General features: G+C 39.9%; 14 protein-coding genes and 1 riboswitch. Of the genes, 9 read left to right on the top strand and 5 right to left on the bottom strand.

The genetic code is table 11. The annotated features are described in order from the left end of the window. Positions 1–115: 115 nt before the first annotated feature. The 3 genes from ACSLGF_RS12445 to ACSLGF_RS12435 all read left to right on the top strand — a co-directional run bounded on the left by ACSLGF_RS12445 (position 116) and on the right by ACSLGF_RS12435 (position 4,618). Complete coding sequence (locus ACSLGF_RS12445; protein WP_456005888.1) at positions 116–2,014, top strand: beta-glucoside-specific PTS transporter subunit IIABC; 1,899 nt, start codon at positions 116–118, stop codon at positions 2,012–2,014. A 9-nt stretch (positions 2,015–2,023) separates the two neighbouring features. Next, entirely contained in the window at positions 2,024–3,463 is a 1,440-nt protein-coding gene (gene bglA / locus ACSLGF_RS12440; protein WP_456005886.1) for a 6-phospho-beta-glucosidase BglA, read from the top strand. A gap of 174 nt (positions 3,464–3,637) precedes the next feature. Continuing rightward, on the top strand, positions 3,638–4,618 hold the full coding sequence (locus tag ACSLGF_RS12435; protein ID WP_456005884.1) for a restriction endonuclease: 981 nt from the start codon (positions 3,638–3,640) through the stop codon (positions 4,616–4,618). A gap of 92 nt (positions 4,619–4,710) precedes the next feature. Here ACSLGF_RS12435 and ACSLGF_RS12430 read toward each other — a convergent pair whose 3' ends face one another. Continuing rightward, positions 4,711–5,607, bottom strand: a complete 897-nt coding sequence (locus tag ACSLGF_RS12430; RefSeq protein WP_456005881.1) for a LysR family transcriptional regulator — start codon at positions 5,605–5,607, stop codon at positions 4,711–4,713. Between the two features lie 132 nt (positions 5,608–5,739). On the opposite strand from ACSLGF_RS12430, the gene ACSLGF_RS12425 reads away from it, so the two are divergent. From ACSLGF_RS12425 to ACSLGF_RS12410, 4 genes are all read left to right on the top strand, one after another. Continuing rightward, positions 5,740–6,306, top strand: coding sequence for a non-oxidative hydroxyarylic acid decarboxylases subunit B (locus ACSLGF_RS12425; RefSeq protein ID WP_456005878.1), 567 nt, complete (start codon positions 5,740–5,742; stop codon positions 6,304–6,306). A 325-nt stretch (positions 6,307–6,631) separates the two neighbouring features. Then, positions 6,632–8,059 (top strand): non-oxidative hydroxyarylic acid decarboxylases subunit C, encoded by a 1,428-nt coding sequence (locus ACSLGF_RS12420; RefSeq protein ID WP_456005877.1) that lies wholly within the window; start codon positions 6,632–6,634, stop codon positions 8,057–8,059. Next, complete coding sequence (locus ACSLGF_RS12415; RefSeq protein WP_456005875.1) at positions 8,059–8,283, top strand: non-oxidative hydroxyarylic acid decarboxylases subunit D; 225 nt, start codon at positions 8,059–8,061, stop codon at positions 8,281–8,283. The genes ACSLGF_RS12420 and ACSLGF_RS12415 overlap by 1 nt, the downstream gene beginning before the upstream one ends. Positions 8,284–8,372: 89 nt before the next feature. Next, positions 8,373–8,834 carry a pyridoxamine 5'-phosphate oxidase family protein gene (locus ACSLGF_RS12410; protein ID WP_456005872.1) on the top strand — a complete coding sequence of 154 codons (462 nt, stop codon included), beginning with the start codon at positions 8,373–8,375 and terminating at the stop codon, positions 8,832–8,834. A gap of 187 nt (positions 8,835–9,021) precedes the next feature. On the opposite strand, the gene ACSLGF_RS12405 is transcribed toward ACSLGF_RS12410, so the two are convergent. After that, the gene (locus ACSLGF_RS12405) at positions 9,022–10,482 is read right to left on the bottom strand and encodes an aldehyde dehydrogenase family protein (RefSeq protein WP_456005869.1); all 1,461 of its coding nucleotides are present in this window, start codon (positions 10,480–10,482) and stop codon (positions 9,022–9,024) included. 681 nt (positions 10,483–11,163) lie between these two features. Here ACSLGF_RS12405 and ACSLGF_RS12400 point away from each other — a divergent pair. After that, on the top strand, positions 11,164–12,357 hold the full coding sequence (locus tag ACSLGF_RS12400) for an MFS transporter (RefSeq protein ID WP_456005866.1): 1,194 nt from the start codon (positions 11,164–11,166) through the stop codon (positions 12,355–12,357). 39 nt (positions 12,358–12,396) lie between these two features. Here ACSLGF_RS12400 and ACSLGF_RS12395 read toward each other — a convergent pair whose 3' ends face one another. The 3 genes from ACSLGF_RS12395 to ACSLGF_RS12385 form a co-directional block, all read right to left on the bottom strand. Beyond that, on the bottom strand, positions 12,397–13,299 hold the full coding sequence (locus ACSLGF_RS12395; protein WP_230031390.1) for a quinate/shikimate dehydrogenase: 903 nt from the start codon (positions 13,297–13,299) through the stop codon (positions 12,397–12,399). An 18-nt stretch (positions 13,300–13,317) separates the two neighbouring features. Next, positions 13,318–14,499, bottom strand: coding sequence for an MFS transporter (locus tag ACSLGF_RS12390; protein WP_456005864.1), 1,182 nt, complete (start codon positions 14,497–14,499; stop codon positions 13,318–13,320). A gap of 419 nt (positions 14,500–14,918) precedes the next feature. Then, positions 14,919–15,941 (bottom strand): LacI family DNA-binding transcriptional regulator, encoded by a 1,023-nt coding sequence (locus tag ACSLGF_RS12385; RefSeq protein ID WP_456005862.1) that lies wholly within the window; start codon positions 15,939–15,941, stop codon positions 14,919–14,921. Between the two features lie 273 nt (positions 15,942–16,214). Continuing rightward, positions 16,215–16,294: riboswitch (glycine riboswitch) on the top strand. A 162-nt stretch (positions 16,295–16,456) separates the two neighbouring features. On the opposite strand from ACSLGF_RS12385, the gene ACSLGF_RS12380 reads away from it, so the two are divergent. Next, a complete protein-coding gene (locus ACSLGF_RS12380; protein ID WP_456005860.1) occupies positions 16,457–17,803 on the top strand; it encodes an amino acid permease in 1,347 nt (448 codons plus the stop codon). Positions 17,804–17,955 lie beyond the last annotated feature (152 nt).

The raw sequence follows: 17,955 nt of genomic DNA, 5'->3' as shown, positions 1-17,955 counted from the left end.
TTATAGCACATACGGATTTTCCTTTGATATGCTAACTGTAATTATATATGTATTGATAAATTGTAACGGTATAATTATAATGTACATATACTAGTGTTAATAAAGGGGGGGTTATATGTCAAAAGTGAGGGATTATCAAAAGCTTGCAGAAGACATCTTAGAGGCAGTTGGCGGAGAAGAAAATGTGGTGAGTGCCGCAAGATGCGCCACGCGGCTGCGTTTGGTACTGAAACGTTCAAATCCAAAGGCCAAGGAAGCAGTCAATGCGATGCCTGGCGTCATTACTGTGGTGGAAAACGGTGGGCAATTTCAGGTCGTCATCGGTCAGCATGTTGGCGAGGTATACGAGCATTTTTCCAGTCTTGTTCAGCTTCAATCGTCTGATGATGATCAGGCAAATGAGAACAAGGGAACGGTGCTGAACCGAGTCATCGCGACCATGTCCGCTGTGTTTGCGCCATTTGTGTATATTTTGGCTGCGGCTGGTATTTTACAAGGTGCACTTATCTTAATTAACTTGTTATTTCCAAGCTTCTCGAAAACTGGAACATATGAAGTTTTTAGCTTCATTTCCTGGGCGCCGTTTACGTTCTTGCCAATCTTTATTGCAATAACAGCAGCCAAGCACTTTAAAACGAATATGTATATCGCAGTTGCTTGTACAGCAGCGCTTGTCAGTCCAGCTTGGACAGAGATTGCTGGGCGCGTGGCATCAGGTGAAGGCGTTACCTTTTTAGGCATTGCATTATCTGAAACGGTCTATACATCATCGGTATTGCCGCCGCTGTTCTTAGTATGGATTCTTTCTTATCTGGAGAGATTTTTAAACAAACGAATTCATGAGGTCGTCAAACCGTTATTTGTACCATTTATCTGTATGGTCGTCATGGTCCCGTTAACCATTCTATTAATTGGTCCTCTTTCGACAGCAGGTGCAAATGGGATTGCAAACGGATACAATTTCTTAGCTGACAATGTACCGGCATTAGCAGGTGCCATTATCGGCGGATTCTGGCAAGTGCTTGTCATTTTCGGTGTTCACTGGGGCATCACGCCGATGGTGCTGGCCAACTTCGAACAGTATGGACGTGACTCCTTCCAGGCATATCAAACCATCGCTGTTATCGCTCAGGTCAGTGCAGTGTTAGGCGTTATTTTAAAAGCAAGAAATCGAGAAACACGGAAAGTCGGGGTCTCAGCGGGAATCACGGGTCTCTTCGGAATTACGGAGCCTGCGATTTATGGGGTCACCTTACGCTTCAAAAAACCATTTATTTTCGGATGTATTTCTGGAGCGGTCGGTGCCATTGTCGCCAGTTTCTTTACGCCATATTATTTTGCGTATGCAGGTTTGCCTGGTCCGCTGACGATTGTGAACGGAATTAGTGCAGATTATCCAACGTCGATCATTGGTATTTTGATTGGTGTGGCAATTGCGCTTATTTTACCAGTTGTGCTCATTCAAATGTTTGGTTATGGGGAAGATACGGTAGAACAGACAGCTAGTGAAACACATGTCAAAGATCAAGACGGAGAAAATACAAATGCTCCTATGAACAATGAGGAAATGATCACTGCACCACTTGCAGGAAAAGTGCTCCCATTATCTGAGGTGCCGGATGCCGTGTTTAGCTCCGGGGCGATGGGCAAAGGGATTGCCATTGAGCCAGCAGACAATAAGCTGTATGCACCGTTTGACGGCAGTGTCGTCATGCTTGCACCGACAAAGCACGCCATTGGGCTGCGTTCAGAATTTGGTGTGGAGTTACTTGTTCATGTCGGAATTGATACGGTTTCCCTAGATGGCTCAGCATTTACACTCAATATCCAAGAAGGCGACAAGGTAAAGAAGGGTGACTTGTTGATGACATTTGATCAAGAAGCGATTGAAAGCAAGGGATTAAAAACAATCACACCAGTCATTATCACCAATACACAAGCGTACGAAGATGTGATTGTAGAGGAACATTCGACATGTCAGCCAGCGGATGTCATGATGACAATAGTGAAATAGGAGGAATAAATGATGACTTTACCAAAAGATTTTCTATGGGGCGGCGCATTAGCTGCACATCAATTCGAAGGTGGATGGAACGAAGCAGGCAAAGGTCCAAGTGTTGTGGATGTGATGACAGCAGGTGCTCATGGAGTACCGAGACAAATCACTGAAACGATAGAAGAAGGAACATTTTACCCGAACCATGAAGCGATCGACTTCTACCATCGTTACAAGGAAGATATCGCCATGTTTGCAGAAATGGGCTTAAAATGCTTGCGCACATCAATCGGCTGGAGCCGGATTTTCCCTAAGGGAGATGAAGCAGAGCCGAATGAAGCAGGCTTACAGTTCTATGATGATGTATTTGATGAGCTGCTCAAGCATGGCATCGAGCCTGTGATTACACTGTCCCACTTTGAGATGCCCCTTCATTTGGCAAGGGAATATGGCGGCTTCCGCAGCAGAAAAGTCGCTGAATATTTCGCGAAATTTGCAGAAGTGTGCTTCAATCGATACAAGGACAAGGTCACATACTGGATGACATTTAATGAAATCAATAACAAAATGGATGTAAACAACCCTTTGTTCCTTTGGACAAATTCAGGAGTATCAGTCAAAGAAGGCGAAAATGCCAAAGAAATCATGTATCAAGCAGGACATCATGAATTACTTGCAAGTGCATGGGCAGTGGCAAAAGGAAAAGAAATCAATCCGTCCTTTCAAATCGGAGCGATGGTTTCTCACGTGCCGATCTATCCATATTCCTCAAACCCAGAGGATGTCATGCTGGCAGAGGAATATATGAGACAACGCTATTTCTTCCCTGATGTGCAGGTTCGCGGCTACTATCCGAGCTATGCATTAAAAGAATTTGAACGCGAAGGCTATCATATTCCGTTTGAAGCAGGCGATGAAGAAAGCTTAAGAAAAGGGAAAGTGGATTATCTCGGCTTTAGCTACTACATGTCGACTACGGTCAAAAGTGATGCAGTGTCTGACAACAGCGGAGACATTGTCAACGGAGCCCTGCCGCATGGTGTAGAAAACCCTTATATCAAATCAAGTGACTGGGGTTGGTCCATCGACCCAACTGGACTAAGATACACATTGAATCGTTTTTATGATCGCTATCAAATCCCGCTATTCATCGTGGAAAATGGTTTTGGTGCCATTGATCAAGTGGAAGATGACGGTTCCATTCACGATCCTGAACGAATTCAATATCTCGCTTCTCATATCGAAGCGCTGAAAAAAGCCATCGAATACGACGGTGTGGACCTCATCGGCTACACACCTTGGGGCATCATTGATATCGTTTCATTCACAACAGGCGAAATGAAAAAACGCTACGGCATGATCTACGTTGACCGCGACAACGAAGGCAACGGCTCGATGAAGCGTCTCAAAAAAGATTCGTTTACTTGGTATCAAAACGTTATTGCAACGAATGGCGAAGAAGTGTAATAAAGGAAAATGCAGACCCGGATGAGCGTGGGATTCGCTTGTTCGGGTTTTTGTGTTTCTTTCGACAAAAAAGGTGCGCATATCCTTTTGTTAATAAGAAATAAGTCTTATAATTTAGTGAGAATATTTGATGATGAAAATAAGAGAAGATGGATGGAATGGGAGAGATAGTAAATGACGAAATGGTGGATGGTTCGTGCGGGTGACCAAAATGAGTTAATTTCAATTTGGGAAGAGAAGGGCATCGCATCGATAGGGTGGCCTAAATTAGGTAACCCAAAACAATATCAAACAAAGCAAGAGATGAATGCTCGAGCTGATGTCATATTCGCTGAGAACAAACCTTTTACGAGAAGAAGCTGGGTCAGTCAGGTATGGAGGTTTAGTAGAGAAATTAAAAAGGGAGATCGAATCATTACATACATAAAAGAAAGCCGTGAATATCGAGTAGGTACGGTGATTGCTCCGCATTTTTTTGATGAAACAGCTGGAGATAAGATGTATCCAAATCATATTCAGGTGAATTGGGAACCAATAGCAGTTAAACGAGATTCTCTCAGTCAATCAGCTAAGAACAGCCTCGGTTCTATATCAACTGTTTTTCGTGTAGATGATTGGGGGAAAGAGATTGAACATTTACTCAAAAACCCTACTTCCATAACAGCACCTGAAGATGAAACAGAAGAAGATGAAATTATCGAAGATTTAGTCAGCAAAGCCACTGTCATGATTGAAGATAAAGTAGATAAATTGGACCCTTGGAAAATGCAAGACTTAGTCGGAGGCTTACTGCAAGCAATGTCATACAATGTTCGCGTGAGTCCAAAAGGGCCTGATGGCGGTGTGGATGTGTTAGCTTATAAAGATGCATTTGGTTTTGAAAAGCCAATTATAAAAGTGCAAGTAAAACATCGAAAATCCTCAGCCAGTTCTCCAGAGGTGCAGCAATTATTAGGTGCTAATCCAATGAATGCTAACAGTTTATTTGTTTCTACTGGTGGGTTTACTTCTCATGCAAAAGCTGTTGCGAAGCATAATGAGGTTCATCTAGTGGACTTAGAAGAACTCGTAAATCTTATTGTACATTGGTATGAACATATGCCAGCTGAGACAAGGTCTTTATTACCTTTGAAAAAAGTGTATGTGCCTGAGTGAACATCTTTTATTAACGCTTCAATACTTTCAAGAGCCTTGGGAGGACTATTCCTGCCGAGGATTACATATTTGATGCCCAGACTCATTTGCACTTAATAGCAGGTATAGTTACTCTGTTCTTCAAAAAATTTTAAGAACTCTTTCGTAGAAGCAGATAAGTAGCTATTAGATCTCCAAACTAATGAAGGATCAGATATCCATGGATGATCTTGAATGGAGATCTTTTTAAATTCCTCCGTAAAACGAGGGTTTACCATGGATAAAGGTAATATTGTTGCCCCAAATCCTTTTTTTACCAAACTTAATAACATGGCAGAGTCGTGACATTCACATAAAATATTAGGCGTTAATTCTAATTGTTGAAATGTATCAACAATTTGATCAAATAATCCCACTCCTTCTGTTGGACGAAGTAATAAAAGCGGAATTTCAGAAAGTGTTTGTATGCTTATTTTTTTTTCATCTATCTTATATTCTTTAGGGACAACTAATACGCAAGGATCGGTATACAAACTTTTCACTTTAATGTCTTTTTTAGAGAACGATCCTCCTGTAATCGCAACATCAATTTGCCGATTATTCAATAATGTCATTAAGTGAGCAGAGTTACCTTCCCAAATATTAAATTTAACATGCGAATGCTTTTTCCGAAATTCGGTAAGAGCAGATAGTAAAATAGGTGCACAATAGATAGTAGAGCCAATTGAAAGTGTTCCGCTTATCTCCTCACTAAATTCTTTAATTTCAAGAATGGCGTCCTCCATGCTATAAACTATTTCTCTAGCCTTTTTTAAAAATATTTCTCCCTGAGCAGTCAGAGTTACTTTCTTCTTTTTATTCCTTTCAAATAAAACAACACCTAATTCATCTTCCATCATTTTTAATTGCCGGCTAAGGGGTGGCTGAGCCATATGCAGATGTTCTGCAGCTTTAGAGATGGTACCTTGTTCTGCAATAGCTATAAAATATCGTAGTTGTCGAATGTCCATATTTCTTCTCCTATCTTTTTTATACTTTATAAGTATTATATATAAACAATATGAATATTATCAATATAATAAAATGGATAGTATAATTTATTTAGAGATATAAATAGTTAAATATTAAAGAAGGTGAAATATATGAAGATCATCGTTGGAATGTCTGGTGCGACAGGAGCCATTTTTGGAATTCGTCTTCTAGAAATTCTCAAACATACAGATATTGAAACTCATTTAGTTATGTCTTCATGGGCAGCCGCAACCATAAATGTTGAAACGTCTTATATAGTGAAGGACGTTGAAGAATTGGCTGATTGCACATATTCATATAAGGATTTAGGTGCGAAAATTTCTAGTGGTTCCTTTAGAGTAGATGGAATGATTGTTGCTCCTTGTAGTATGAAAACTCTAGCATCTATTCGAATGGGGTTGGCAGATAATCTTGTCACACGAGCTGCTGATGTCATTTTAAAAGAAAGAAAAAAATTGTTATTGATGACGCGTGAGACACCGCTTAATGATATTCATCTTGAGAATATGTTGGCATTATCACGAATGGGATCCATCATTTGCCCTCCAATGCCTGCTTTTTATAATCACCCTCAACATATTGATGATATGGTGAATCATATTGTCTACAGAGCTTTAGATCAGTTTGGTATTCAGTTATCAGAAGCTAAGAGATGGGACGGTATAAAAAAGAAGTGATCAGGCTTTTGTTAGAATTTGATTCTGTGAAGATGGTGGAGAACTGTATAAGTATAGGAATTCATGAGAGACAGTAAAGTTGCAAGCAAAGTGTGTTCTATTTCTCAAGAGAATAGAAATAAAGTTAACTAGGATAGTCTATTTTTTAGGACTATCTTTTTAATTAGCTTAGGATCTAATCTTAATTTAAGATGAATAAAAATATACCCTGAAAGTATATTTTAAATATTTAATAGATATTTTTAATGCTGTATGTTGAGGCGTACAATGGTTATGTAAGGAAGAATATATCACATATAATAATGATGAATAGGAGGATTTACCCATGTCTTACAGAGACTTAAGAGAATTCCTAGATTTACTAGAATCAGAAAATCAATTAGTACGTATTAAGGATGAAGTAATGCCTGAACCAGATTTAAGTGCTATTGGTCGTTCTGCTCCGGATATGGAGAATGCACCAGCTGTTCTTGTAGAAAATGTGAAAGGGTATAAAACACCTGTTGTACTAAATGTGCATGGATCATGGCAAAATCATGCGTTGATGCTTAACATGGACAAGGACACACCGGTGAAAGAACAGTTTTTTGAATTAGAAAGAATTTGGGATAGATTTCCGATTAAACCTGTTTGGGTGGATAAAAAAGATGCACCAGTCAAAGAGGTTGTAATTGAGGACGATATTAATTTATTTGATGTGCTGCCATTGTTTCGTATTAATGAATTCGATGCGGGTTTTTACCTTTCTAAAGCTCTTGTCGTTAGTAAAGATACAAACAAGCCAGAAAGCTATGAAGAACAAAATGCTGGAACATATCGTATTCAAGTAAAGGGCAAAGATAAAGTGGGGATTCAGCCACTGCCATTTCACGACATAGCGGTCCATCTAAAACAAGCGGAAGAAAAAAATGAACCTTTACCAATTGCAATTTGCCTAGGTAACGATCCTGTCTTGAGCTTTATGGCTAGTACACCAATTGAATATGCACAATCCGAATATGATTTTGCAGGAGCTTTAAAAGGAGAAGCAATTGAATTAACGAAAAGTGAACATGGTCAGTTAGATATTCCAGCGAGAAGTGAGGTTGTTCTAGAGGGATACATTATGCCTCGTGAAAGAGAGATAGAAGGTCCATTTGGTGAATTTCCTGGAAGTTATTCAGGAGCACGTTTGCAGCCGATTGTGAAGATTACTAAAATGACTCACCGTCAAAATCCAATATTTGAAAACTTATACTTAGGTATGCCATGGACAGAGATTGATTACTTAATGGCTTTAAATACAAGTTTACCATTGTATAAACAATTAAAACGGGACTTTCCAGAAGTTGAGGCAGTAAACGCAATGTATACACACGGCATAGGAACTATTGTATCTACAAAATCTCGATTAGGGGGATACGGTAAGGCAGTTGCGATGAGGTTATTATCAACCCCTCATGGAATGCCTTATACAAAAATAGCGATTATAGTAGATGAGTTCGTGGATCCATTTAACTTAGAGCAAGTGATGTGGGCCTTAACAACACGAGTACGTCCAGACAAAGATGTTTTCAAAATTCCATATGCACCAGGAATGCCTTTAGATCCGTCTTCTGATCCTGCTGGTATGCATACAAAGCTAGTAATCGATGCGACAACTCCAGTTGCACCTGACATTGCACGGGATACTGAACTTTTGGCTACTCCAGAAAAAGCAGAAGAGTGGTCTGCAATTCTCCGTGACTTAATGAAAAAGGGAGGAAATCAATAATGAAGTGTCCAAGATGTGAATCTGAAAAAGTAAGCTTATTAACAAAGTCTCCTGTTAAGGATGTTTGGGAAGTTTATATTTGTGATACTTGTACCTTATCTTGGAGAAATACAGAAGGGCCTAATATAACAGACCCTGAAAAATATGATAAACGTTTCAAGCTAGACCCGGCTAAATTTAAAGAATTAGACCAGATTCCTCCAGTACCAAAGTTAATAGATTAATTTAAAAATAAGAAGATCTCTATTTTAAGAATAGAGATCTTCTTAAATAGTAGAATAGTTTACACATCATAGTGAGGAAAGGTGCTAACATGAATAGAACGGAATTGTCTACTGAGGTGTTTGAGTTATTAAATGGAACATGTCTATTAGAAAAACAACATGAAGCAATGATGTTAATGACAGTAAGCGAAGATGGTTGGCCTCATAATGCAATGATTAGTGTTGGGGAAATCCTAGCCGTTAATCATCAGGAGTTAAGAATAGGATTGTGGCCAAACACATCTACTGCGTCTAATATGATTCGTACGAATAAAGCGACGTTAGTCCTTGTTTATCAAGGGAAGGCTCATTATATTCGACTTTTTTTGAGAAGACTTCAAGAGCTGCCTAACAGAAATTATAAAAGGGAAAGATTTTCTGCTCAGGTTGTTTTAGCTCGTGAGGATGTAGCAAAATATGCAAAAATAACTTCTGGCATCAATATAGAATTATTAAACGAGAAAGAAGTAGTTGAACGTTGGAAAAATACAGTCGAAGATTTGATGAAATAATCCATCATAACAATATTACAACTAAAGGTTCAAGAAGTATTTACAGATGATTGATTATATGGGACAAAGAATAAAGAGTCAAACTATGATTAAATGAAGCAAAGTATAGACAATTTCTATTTGTCCATACCTTGCTTCATTTATTTGATAGTGAAGTTTGTAGATGGGTGAATCCCTATATTTCGCTTTAGAAAGGATATTTTCTTGGTTGATTTTGTACAGAAATCCATTGAACTCGTGTAAATTCTTCGAAAGCCCATTGGCCCCCGTATCGTCCAAGTCCAGAGGCCTTTTCCCCACCAAATGGCGCCAGGCTATCATCATTTACGCTTTGATCGTTCACATGAGCCATTCCGCTTTCAATGCGTCTTGCTAATTTAATTCCTTTTTCAATGTTTTTCGTAAATATGCCAGCACTTAACCCATATTCAGTGTCGTTTGCGATATGTATTGCTTCTTCCTCATTGTCAAAAGGAATGATTGACACCACTGGGCCAAATATTTCACTGCGTGCAATCTTCATGTCGTTATTGACATCTGCAAATACAAATGGCGTTATAAGCTTTCCCTCTCTTTTTCCTTCTAACACTAATTTGGCGCCTTCATTTTTTCCTTCTTCAATGATAGACATTACATGATCAGCTTGTTTAGCATTAATTAGAGGTCCAATCACTACAGAAGGGTCTGCTGGGTTCCCGCATTTTAATAAAGCTGCTCTTTCAGTGTACTTTTTAATAAAGGTATGATAAAGATTACGATGAACGAGAATACGGTTAATAATCATGCAGATTTGCCCTTGGTGTAAAAATTTACCGAAAATTGCAGCGTCTATAGCTTGGTCAATATCTGCGTCTTCCATTACAATAAATGGATTGTTGCCACCAAGTTCTAAGGCTGTTCTTTTAAGGTTTTTTCCAGCAATTGAACCAATATGGCGTCCGACTCCAGTTGAACCTGTAAAGGAGATGATTTTTGGAATTGGATGTTCGATAAATGAGTCTCCAATTTCTTTTACATTTGTCAAGATTAGATTAAAAACTCCTTTTGGTAGACCCGCCTCTTCGAAAGCTTTTGCGATTACGACCCCACCTGATAACGCCGTTTGCAAGTCTGGTTTGTGTACAACTGTATTACCTGTGGCAATGGCAACAGCAATAGACCGCATAGATAAGTGAAGAGGAAAATTAAACGAACTTATAATTCCGGCTACCCCTATAGGTGCTCGATATACATAATTTGTTTTGTTTTCTATTAAAGCAGGGAATTCTGATCTCTCTTCTAGTTGGTATGGATAGTCCATGGATTTTTTCAAGATATTCATGGTAGCTTCAATTTCAATAGTGGCTTTCACCAAGGAACTTCCAGCCTCTTTACAGAGAGTTTCAACTATTTCATTCTTACGTTTTTCAAAAAAACTATATGCATTTTGAAGAATGCTCACCTTTTTAGAAGCTGACACTTTCCCCCACTTGTCTTGAGCTTCCTTTGCAGCTTGGTATGCAGAGTGAAGATCCTCTTCGGAAGCTATATTTACTTCAGTAATTACCTCAGAAGTATAAGGATTAAAAATTTTCTTAATTTTATTCGATGAACCTTTTCTCCATTGTCCATCGATATATTGATTTATTTTCTTTGCAAATAAATCCACAATGATTCCCCCTTGTGTCTATCAATTTCAGCCATTATTTAATTATAATGAATAGATATTTAGAGGGGAAATATCTATTTTATATAAATAAAATACCTATTAAGTATCTTATTTTCCCTTCATAAAAGATTGAAACTTAGTGCTAAATGCTATTTTAAAGTGCGATTTAATTAAAAAACTTCCCAGTATAAAGTGGAAGGTTTCCTGTCTTAATTATTAGCTAATTTTAACAATACTTTTTGGGTTTTCTAGATTTAATTGCTCAAATACAAATTCTTCACCTTGTTTCTCAATAACAGCCGCCTTAATTTCCAACATATATCCCCTTTTAGTTGACATTCATTGTATGTGGATTAATAAATCTATCATAAAACGACAATGATCAATAACATATCCATTATCAAAAAGGCCCCTGCATGCCTCAGGGGATTTCTCTCTACAATCATTCCCCTCAAATTTAAGCAATTCACTATCATTACCTTTCACATTCATATAAAATAAGAGCTAGTGAAAATTTGAAGAGATGCTTGATAAATGAAGGGCATGTAGGCTGTGAGCTGCATGAGATGATGAGATGTTTGAACGTGAAGGTTGCGAAGCTGTTCCTCCTCACACATGAGATCTTGTAAGCGTAACCATTATTTGTCACTTCATTGCGATGGTGTTGAGGGGTGTGTCAGCATGAGGAATCCGTATGTGAAAACGGCTTCTAGTCTTTATATCAATTATTTTTTATTAGGTATGGTCAATATTATATTGGCTTCAAATATGCCATTTTTAATCAAACAGTTAGATACCAATAGTGCGGGAATTAGTTATATGATCTCGGCACTCGGCATTGGCAGGGTGCTCACGTATGGTCTATCAGGCGTGCTGTCAGATCGGTTTGGCCGAAAGCCGGTGATTTTGGTTTCAGGTGTGCTGATGGCGGTGTTCCTCATCGGGATCCCATTGTCTCCAAATTATCAAATCGCCTTTGCGTTTGCGATTTTGGCAGGGGTGGCGAATTCAGCGATGGATGCAGGGACGTATCCAGCCTTAATGGAGGCTTTTCCGCAAAACTCGGGATCTGCGAATGTGATGGTGAAAGCCTTTATTTCAATTGGGGCGACCATTCTGCCGCTGGCAATTTTCTTTTTAGCGGAGCATGATTTATTTTATGGCATTGCGTTTTTTGTTCCTGCTCTGATCTATCTTGTGAATGTCTTGATGCTCTGGACATTGCCATTTCCGAATCATCGCAAAGTGGAGCAAGTTCAGGTGACCGAGCATGACGGACTTCCACGCTTCACGTCAGAGCCTACGTTTTGGAGGGAAGGGATCGCACTCATTGTGATCAGCTTTACATCAAATGGTCTGTACGCCTTGCCGCAAATTTGGCTTCCTACGTACGGTGAGGCCATATTGGGGATGGCTTCTGGCAGTGCAGTGAAGCTGCTTAGTTACTATAGCATGGGTGGGTTGCTGTCTGTTTTATTGCTCGCATTTCTTTTGCGCCGCATTGTCCGTCCGGTCACGGTGCTGCTGATCTATCCAATCATGACACTTGCCTCTATCTGTGTGCTACTGGTCGTAAAATCCCCAGTCATAGGAACTGTCAATTCATTTGTATTGGGATTTTCAACGGCTGGTGTCTTTCAGCTGACATTAACGGTGATGGCTGAATTCTTCTGGAAGAACAAAGGAACGATGACAGGGATTATCTCAACAGCCGGCGGGGTGTCGGCCATCGTCATCCCGGTCGTAACAGGTTTGATTGAAAGCCACTCGACCATTTTACAGATCTTTATGTTCGATGCGGTTGTGGCTGTTGTGGCCATTATTGGTGCAATGTATATCCTGTATCGATACCGCCAAATCATGGTACATGAATAAAAAAAAGACGACCTCCACTCAGGAAGTCGTCTTTTTTGTTTAGAAACGGTCGTTTTCAAAAAGTATCTGTTTCACTTGATCAACTGGCATATCTTCACCAGTAAAGAGTTTGTAAGCAAGAGCACCTTGCCATAGCATCATTCCAAGACCGTTAATGGTTTTGGCACCCGCTTCCTGTGCTTGAGCAAGAAGTTTTGTTTTTTGCGGGTTGTACACAACATCTGTCACGATCAAATCTTTACGCAGTACATCAAGCGTGTCATCAATAATGCTAAGCTGGTCTAATGGTTTCATTCCAAGGCTTGTCCCATTTGCTAAGATCGCACTTTCAGCTACTTCACGGCGGAAAGCGTCTTTGTCTTCAAGTGGGAAAATGTTCGCTTTGACACCGAATGATTTCATCTCTTCATTGATGTACTTCACATTTTCTTCCGCTTGAACAAAGTATTGATCTTGACGAGCAAAAATACTAATTTCACGAATACCTGATTGTGCAAGTTGAATGGCAATCGGTGTCGCAGCACCGCCTGAGCCAACAAGTGTTACCTTTTGTCCAGCTAGTTCAACGCCATGTTCAATCAAGTTTCTCACGTAACCAAGACCATCTGTGTTGTAGCCAATCAGCTTGCCATCTTTGTTCACAACAGTGTTGCTTGCACGTGTATATCTCGCAGAATCATCTAGTTCATCTAAGTAATCCAGCACTTTCATTTTATTTGGCATAGATACGTTAAATCCAGCTGCACCCATCGCTTTCATTCCGTTTACTGCTGCTTCTAGTTCATCATTTCCTACTTCAAAGGCTAGGTAAGCGTAGTTGATACCTGTTAATGTGTATCCAAGGTTGTGCATCCGTGGTGACAGGCTGTGTCCAATTGGTGTAGCAAGAAGACCGACTAATTTTGTTTTTCCATCAATATTTCGTTCATGTATGTTTGTCATAATTGACATCTCCTTTTATTATCTAGACAATTTTTTCATGCGTCCTAAAACAAAGACTGCTAACAATACGCTAATGACCGCAATGATCATATCGAAAAATAACGTCATTTTAATATCGTACGTGCTGACCAACCCACTTGTAATGAGCGGCACAAGAATAAACGCTGAGCTTGCCGCAATGTTGACGTATGATGAAACCGTTGCTTTGTTTGTAGGGAATAATTTCATCATAATACTCATGGCCAGCTGGAAGATCCCTGCTGTAAATAATCCTAAGAAAAAGGTGCTGACAATCACAATGCTGTACGTTTCGATTTGAAATAGTGAAAACATTGCAAGGAATGCCCCAATTGGGTAAATAATGGCGACCATAATAGGTGAAATAAATTTATCTAATACGATCGATAGTAATAGAACAGACACAAGGGCACCAATACTAAAATAAGAAAGAAGCTGCGTCGCTTGTCCTGTGCCAAGTCCAATCAGTTTTAACCCGAGTTGCGGAAGCCACGTCTGCCATACGACAAACAATGCAGTAGACGTGAATCCCATGAGCACAACAGCTAAGCCTTCACCAACCATTTTAGGTTCTTCCTTCATTTGTTCCTGCACTGGAAGATCATCTTGTGAAGAGACTTGCTTATGGTTCGGGAATGGCATAAAGATCAAGTAAATCCCTACGAGTAAATAAAGAAGTCCTAGTCCAAAGAACGCCCAGCCCCAGAAGATGTCATGTGCAATAAGGAACGCCAAGATAAATGGAAGAACAGTCGCTCCAATTGAAACGGACGCCTTCACTAAAACAGAAGCTGAACTTGCCTTTTTAGGAAACGATTCTGTTAGAGCAGGGTATGTCCCTGAATCAAGCAGTGAGTTTGCAATCCCTGCTGAAATCGCAAAGATAAAAGCGAGTGTATAATTCGTTGTCGTTGGAATTCCGATTAAGAATAATAAGTAAAGAAAGTTTCCTGTAATAATGACAGGCTTACGTCCCCAGCGGTCTGCTAACCGTCCAGAGAAAAAGAGAGCAATCAGTTTACCTATTCCGATCGCCGATACAAGCAAGCTGATTTTCGGAATATCCACATGGTAGCGTTCAGATAAGCTTTCCATGTTGGATGCCACAATAATATTGATCATGCCGAGCATGAAGTAGTTTAAATACATGCCAAGTGACGATTTAATATAAGGATTTTTCATGTTCCCACTCCTATATTTAAAACCCTTTTTGGGTCAAATTCTTTGTTTACCTTTGTAATATCAAGCCCATCACAACACCCTTTGTGTGATTGATGAAAAAATAATGAATATTCATCTGTTCTTCCATTAAGTACATCGTTCTACTAAAAATAAAAAATAACAACACTCTTGATAAGAAAGTGTATCTTCATGATTTGATCAGAATCAGAAATTATCAATTTCAACTGTTGTTAAATAAAAATAACAGTATGACGAATTAGGTATAACGATATACTAAAAGAAGCAACGTGATAAATATACTCCTGCGCTTTAAATGTGTCAAGTTTATGACTTTGTGATGTAAAAAAAGAAAAATGAAATAAAGAAATGGTTGACTTGATCAATAAAAAAAAGAGAATTGCTGCATGCAATTCTCCCTTTCATGATGATGTAGAGGTTTCTCTAATATGAAGTTGAGGCTTTAGGATCAATCGCTGCAGCTCTTCATCCTGCTCGTTCATTTTATGATATAAAAGGTTCGCTGCTTTTACCCCGATGGATCGTGGGAATGATGAGACAGTGGTGAGCGGCGGATGATACATCTCCGCTTCAGGGATGTTATCGAATCCAACAACATCGATGTCTTCACCAGGCTTGATGTCACGTACTGTCAGTTCCTGAATGACCCCAAACGCGACTAAGTCACTAAAGCAAAAAATAGCAGTAGGAGGCTCGGGCTGGTCGATGACTTGGGTAAGGGCTTCTTTCCCGCCTTCACGGGTAGGTTCCATATCGATAATAAGAGATTCATCAATCGTCAGGTTTGCCTCATCATGGGCTCTTTTGAAACCTTTCATGCGTTCAATCCAAGTCGATGAGGACTTGATGCCGCCTAAAAAGGCAATACGTCGATGTCCTTTTTGAAGAAGGTGATGTACCGCCATCCAAGCGCCTTGTTCATAATCAGCGCCGACATAGTCACAGCGCACATCCGCTAATTCACGGTTTGCCAGTACTTTTGGGGTGCGAATTTGATTTAACTGTTTGACCGTCCGAGTAGAGCTTTTCGAAGCTGGGTTTAAAATAATCCCGCCAACCCGGTGCTCTACCATTGTGGAAATGAGCCGTTCCTGCTTATCGACACTGTCAAAGGTTGTACCAAGTAAAACGGTATAGCCAAGTGATTCAAGTGTGGTTTGCACGCCGATTAAAAACTCAGAAATAAAGGTGTTTGAAATGTCCGTGACGATAACACCCACAATATTGGAGCTTTTTGACCGCATGTTTGCAGCGACGCGGTCGTACACGTATCCTAAATCCTCCATGGATTGCAGTACTTTTGTTCGAGTGGCTTCAGAGATTCTAGGATTGTTTCGAACAACGAGTGAGGCCGTTGAGGTCGAGACACCGGCATGCCGGGCGACTTCCTGTAATGTGACACGCTGTTTGTTCAATTTTTTCATTTATCTTCACCAACTTCAATGGATTGCCTAACTTGGTTCATGGTCAGGATGGATTTCTCCATCAAACGAGCCGAACATCTTTTGATTTATTATACCTTATCAGGGGGTGTTGATGAAGTGAAGTCATATTGAGTCAAATAGGGAGGAGATAAAATCTTAAAAGATTACCATTGACAGCTTTCTTCTAGAGGCGTAAAATATAAAATTATTCAGAAATAGCAACATTTTAAGTAAATAACGAAGGCTATGATTGCTGTGGGTCACACTATGGCAGGAGCAGCTTCTGGAGAGACCGCATGTACGTGCGGCGCCGAAGGGTTCACAATCTCAGGCAAAAGGACAGAAGAGTACGAAATATTGTATTTGTGATGCATGGATGATGCCATGTATTGCTTTTCTCTATTTTGCTATTCTTTTATGACCATGAGATTGGAGCGCATCCAATCTCTTTTTTTATGGACTTTTTGAAGGTTCATTATTTTAGTATAGGATCGTGTCGGAGGAGGGCGTTGACATTGGCACAACAAGAATTAAAACGAGCTTTATCAAACCGTCATGTTCAATTAATTGCAATAGGCGGAACCATCGGAACAGGGCTGTTTTTAGGCTCTGGAAAGGCCATTCAATTGGCAGGTCCGTCGATTATTTTTGCTTATTTAATTGTCGGAATGGCCATCTTTTTTGTCATGAGGGCACTTGGAGAATTGCTCTTATCAAGGGCGGGCTATCAGTCATTAACCGATATTGCAGAGGACTATCTTGGCCCATGGGCTTCCTTTGTAACTGGCTGGACGTATTGGTTTTGCTGGATTATGACAGCGATGGCTGATGTCATTGCGGTCGGGGTGTATGTGCAGTATTGGTTTGACATTCCGCAATGGATTCCTGCAATCATTTGTTTGTTGATTTTACTAGGGTTTAATTTATTAACGGTGAAGCTTTTTGGAGAAATGGAATTTTGGTTTGCACTGATTAAAGTCATTACGATTCTACTGCTAATTGGCGTTGGGGTTGTTCTTTTAATCATTGGTTTTCAAACAGATGCCGGGCCTGTGACGGTCACGAACCTTTGGTCACATGGCGGGGTATTTCCAAATGGTGTCACAGGCTTCTTATTGTCATTCCAGATGGTGATTTTTGCGTATGTGGGAGTGGAACTTGTTGGCGTGTCCGCAGCAGAAACAGCAAATCCACAAAAAAACATTCCGTCTGCGATTAATAAAATTCCATTAAGAATTCTATTTTTCTATGTGGGTGCGATCTTTGTATTATTATGTATCAACCCATGGACCGAGCTCAGTGCATCAGAAAGTCCTTTTGTGAAAACCTTTGGACTGATTGGTATACCAGTAGCAGCGGGGCTCATTAATTTTGTTGTCCTGACTTCTGCGGCTTCCGCTTGTAATAGCGGCATGTTCTCGACGAGCCGTATTTTGTATAATCTCAGTCATCAAAAGCAGGGACCATCCTCCTTTGGCCGTCTGAATAAGCACGCTGTCCCAAGCAATGCACTGTTTGTTTCAACGATCGTGGTATCTGTCGGGGCTCTTTTAAGCAAGCTGATTCCTGAACAAGCCTTTGGCATTGTGACAACAATCAGTGCCATTTGTTTCATTTGGGTATGGAGTATTATTTTAATATGTCACCTGAAATATAAAAAAACACGTCCTGAACTGCATGCAGCATCTACCTTTAAAGCGCCATTCACACCTTTTGTGAATATTTGTGTTCTTGTGCTTTTTGCTGCCATTCTTGTGATCATGCTGTTTGCGGATGCAACACGTCCGGCGCTCTTATTAACACCGGTTTGGTTTGGTTTCTTATTATTGATTTATGCACGAAAGAAACGCCGTGCGTCATAATGGACGGAAAAAAGCACAGCCTTTGCATTAGGCTGTGCTTGCTCAGATTGTAGAGAAACTCATGTTTTTCTACAATCTTTTTTATTTTCAACGTAAGTATGATGGATGAGATTTAATGAAAAAGGCCTCCCACACACCTAGCCTAGCTTCGC

Source organism: Bacillus sp. A015, from assembly GCF_053851875.1.
The sequence above is the reverse complement of the archived record's forward strand: the minus strand, read 5'-3'. Positions and strand labels throughout refer to the sequence as shown.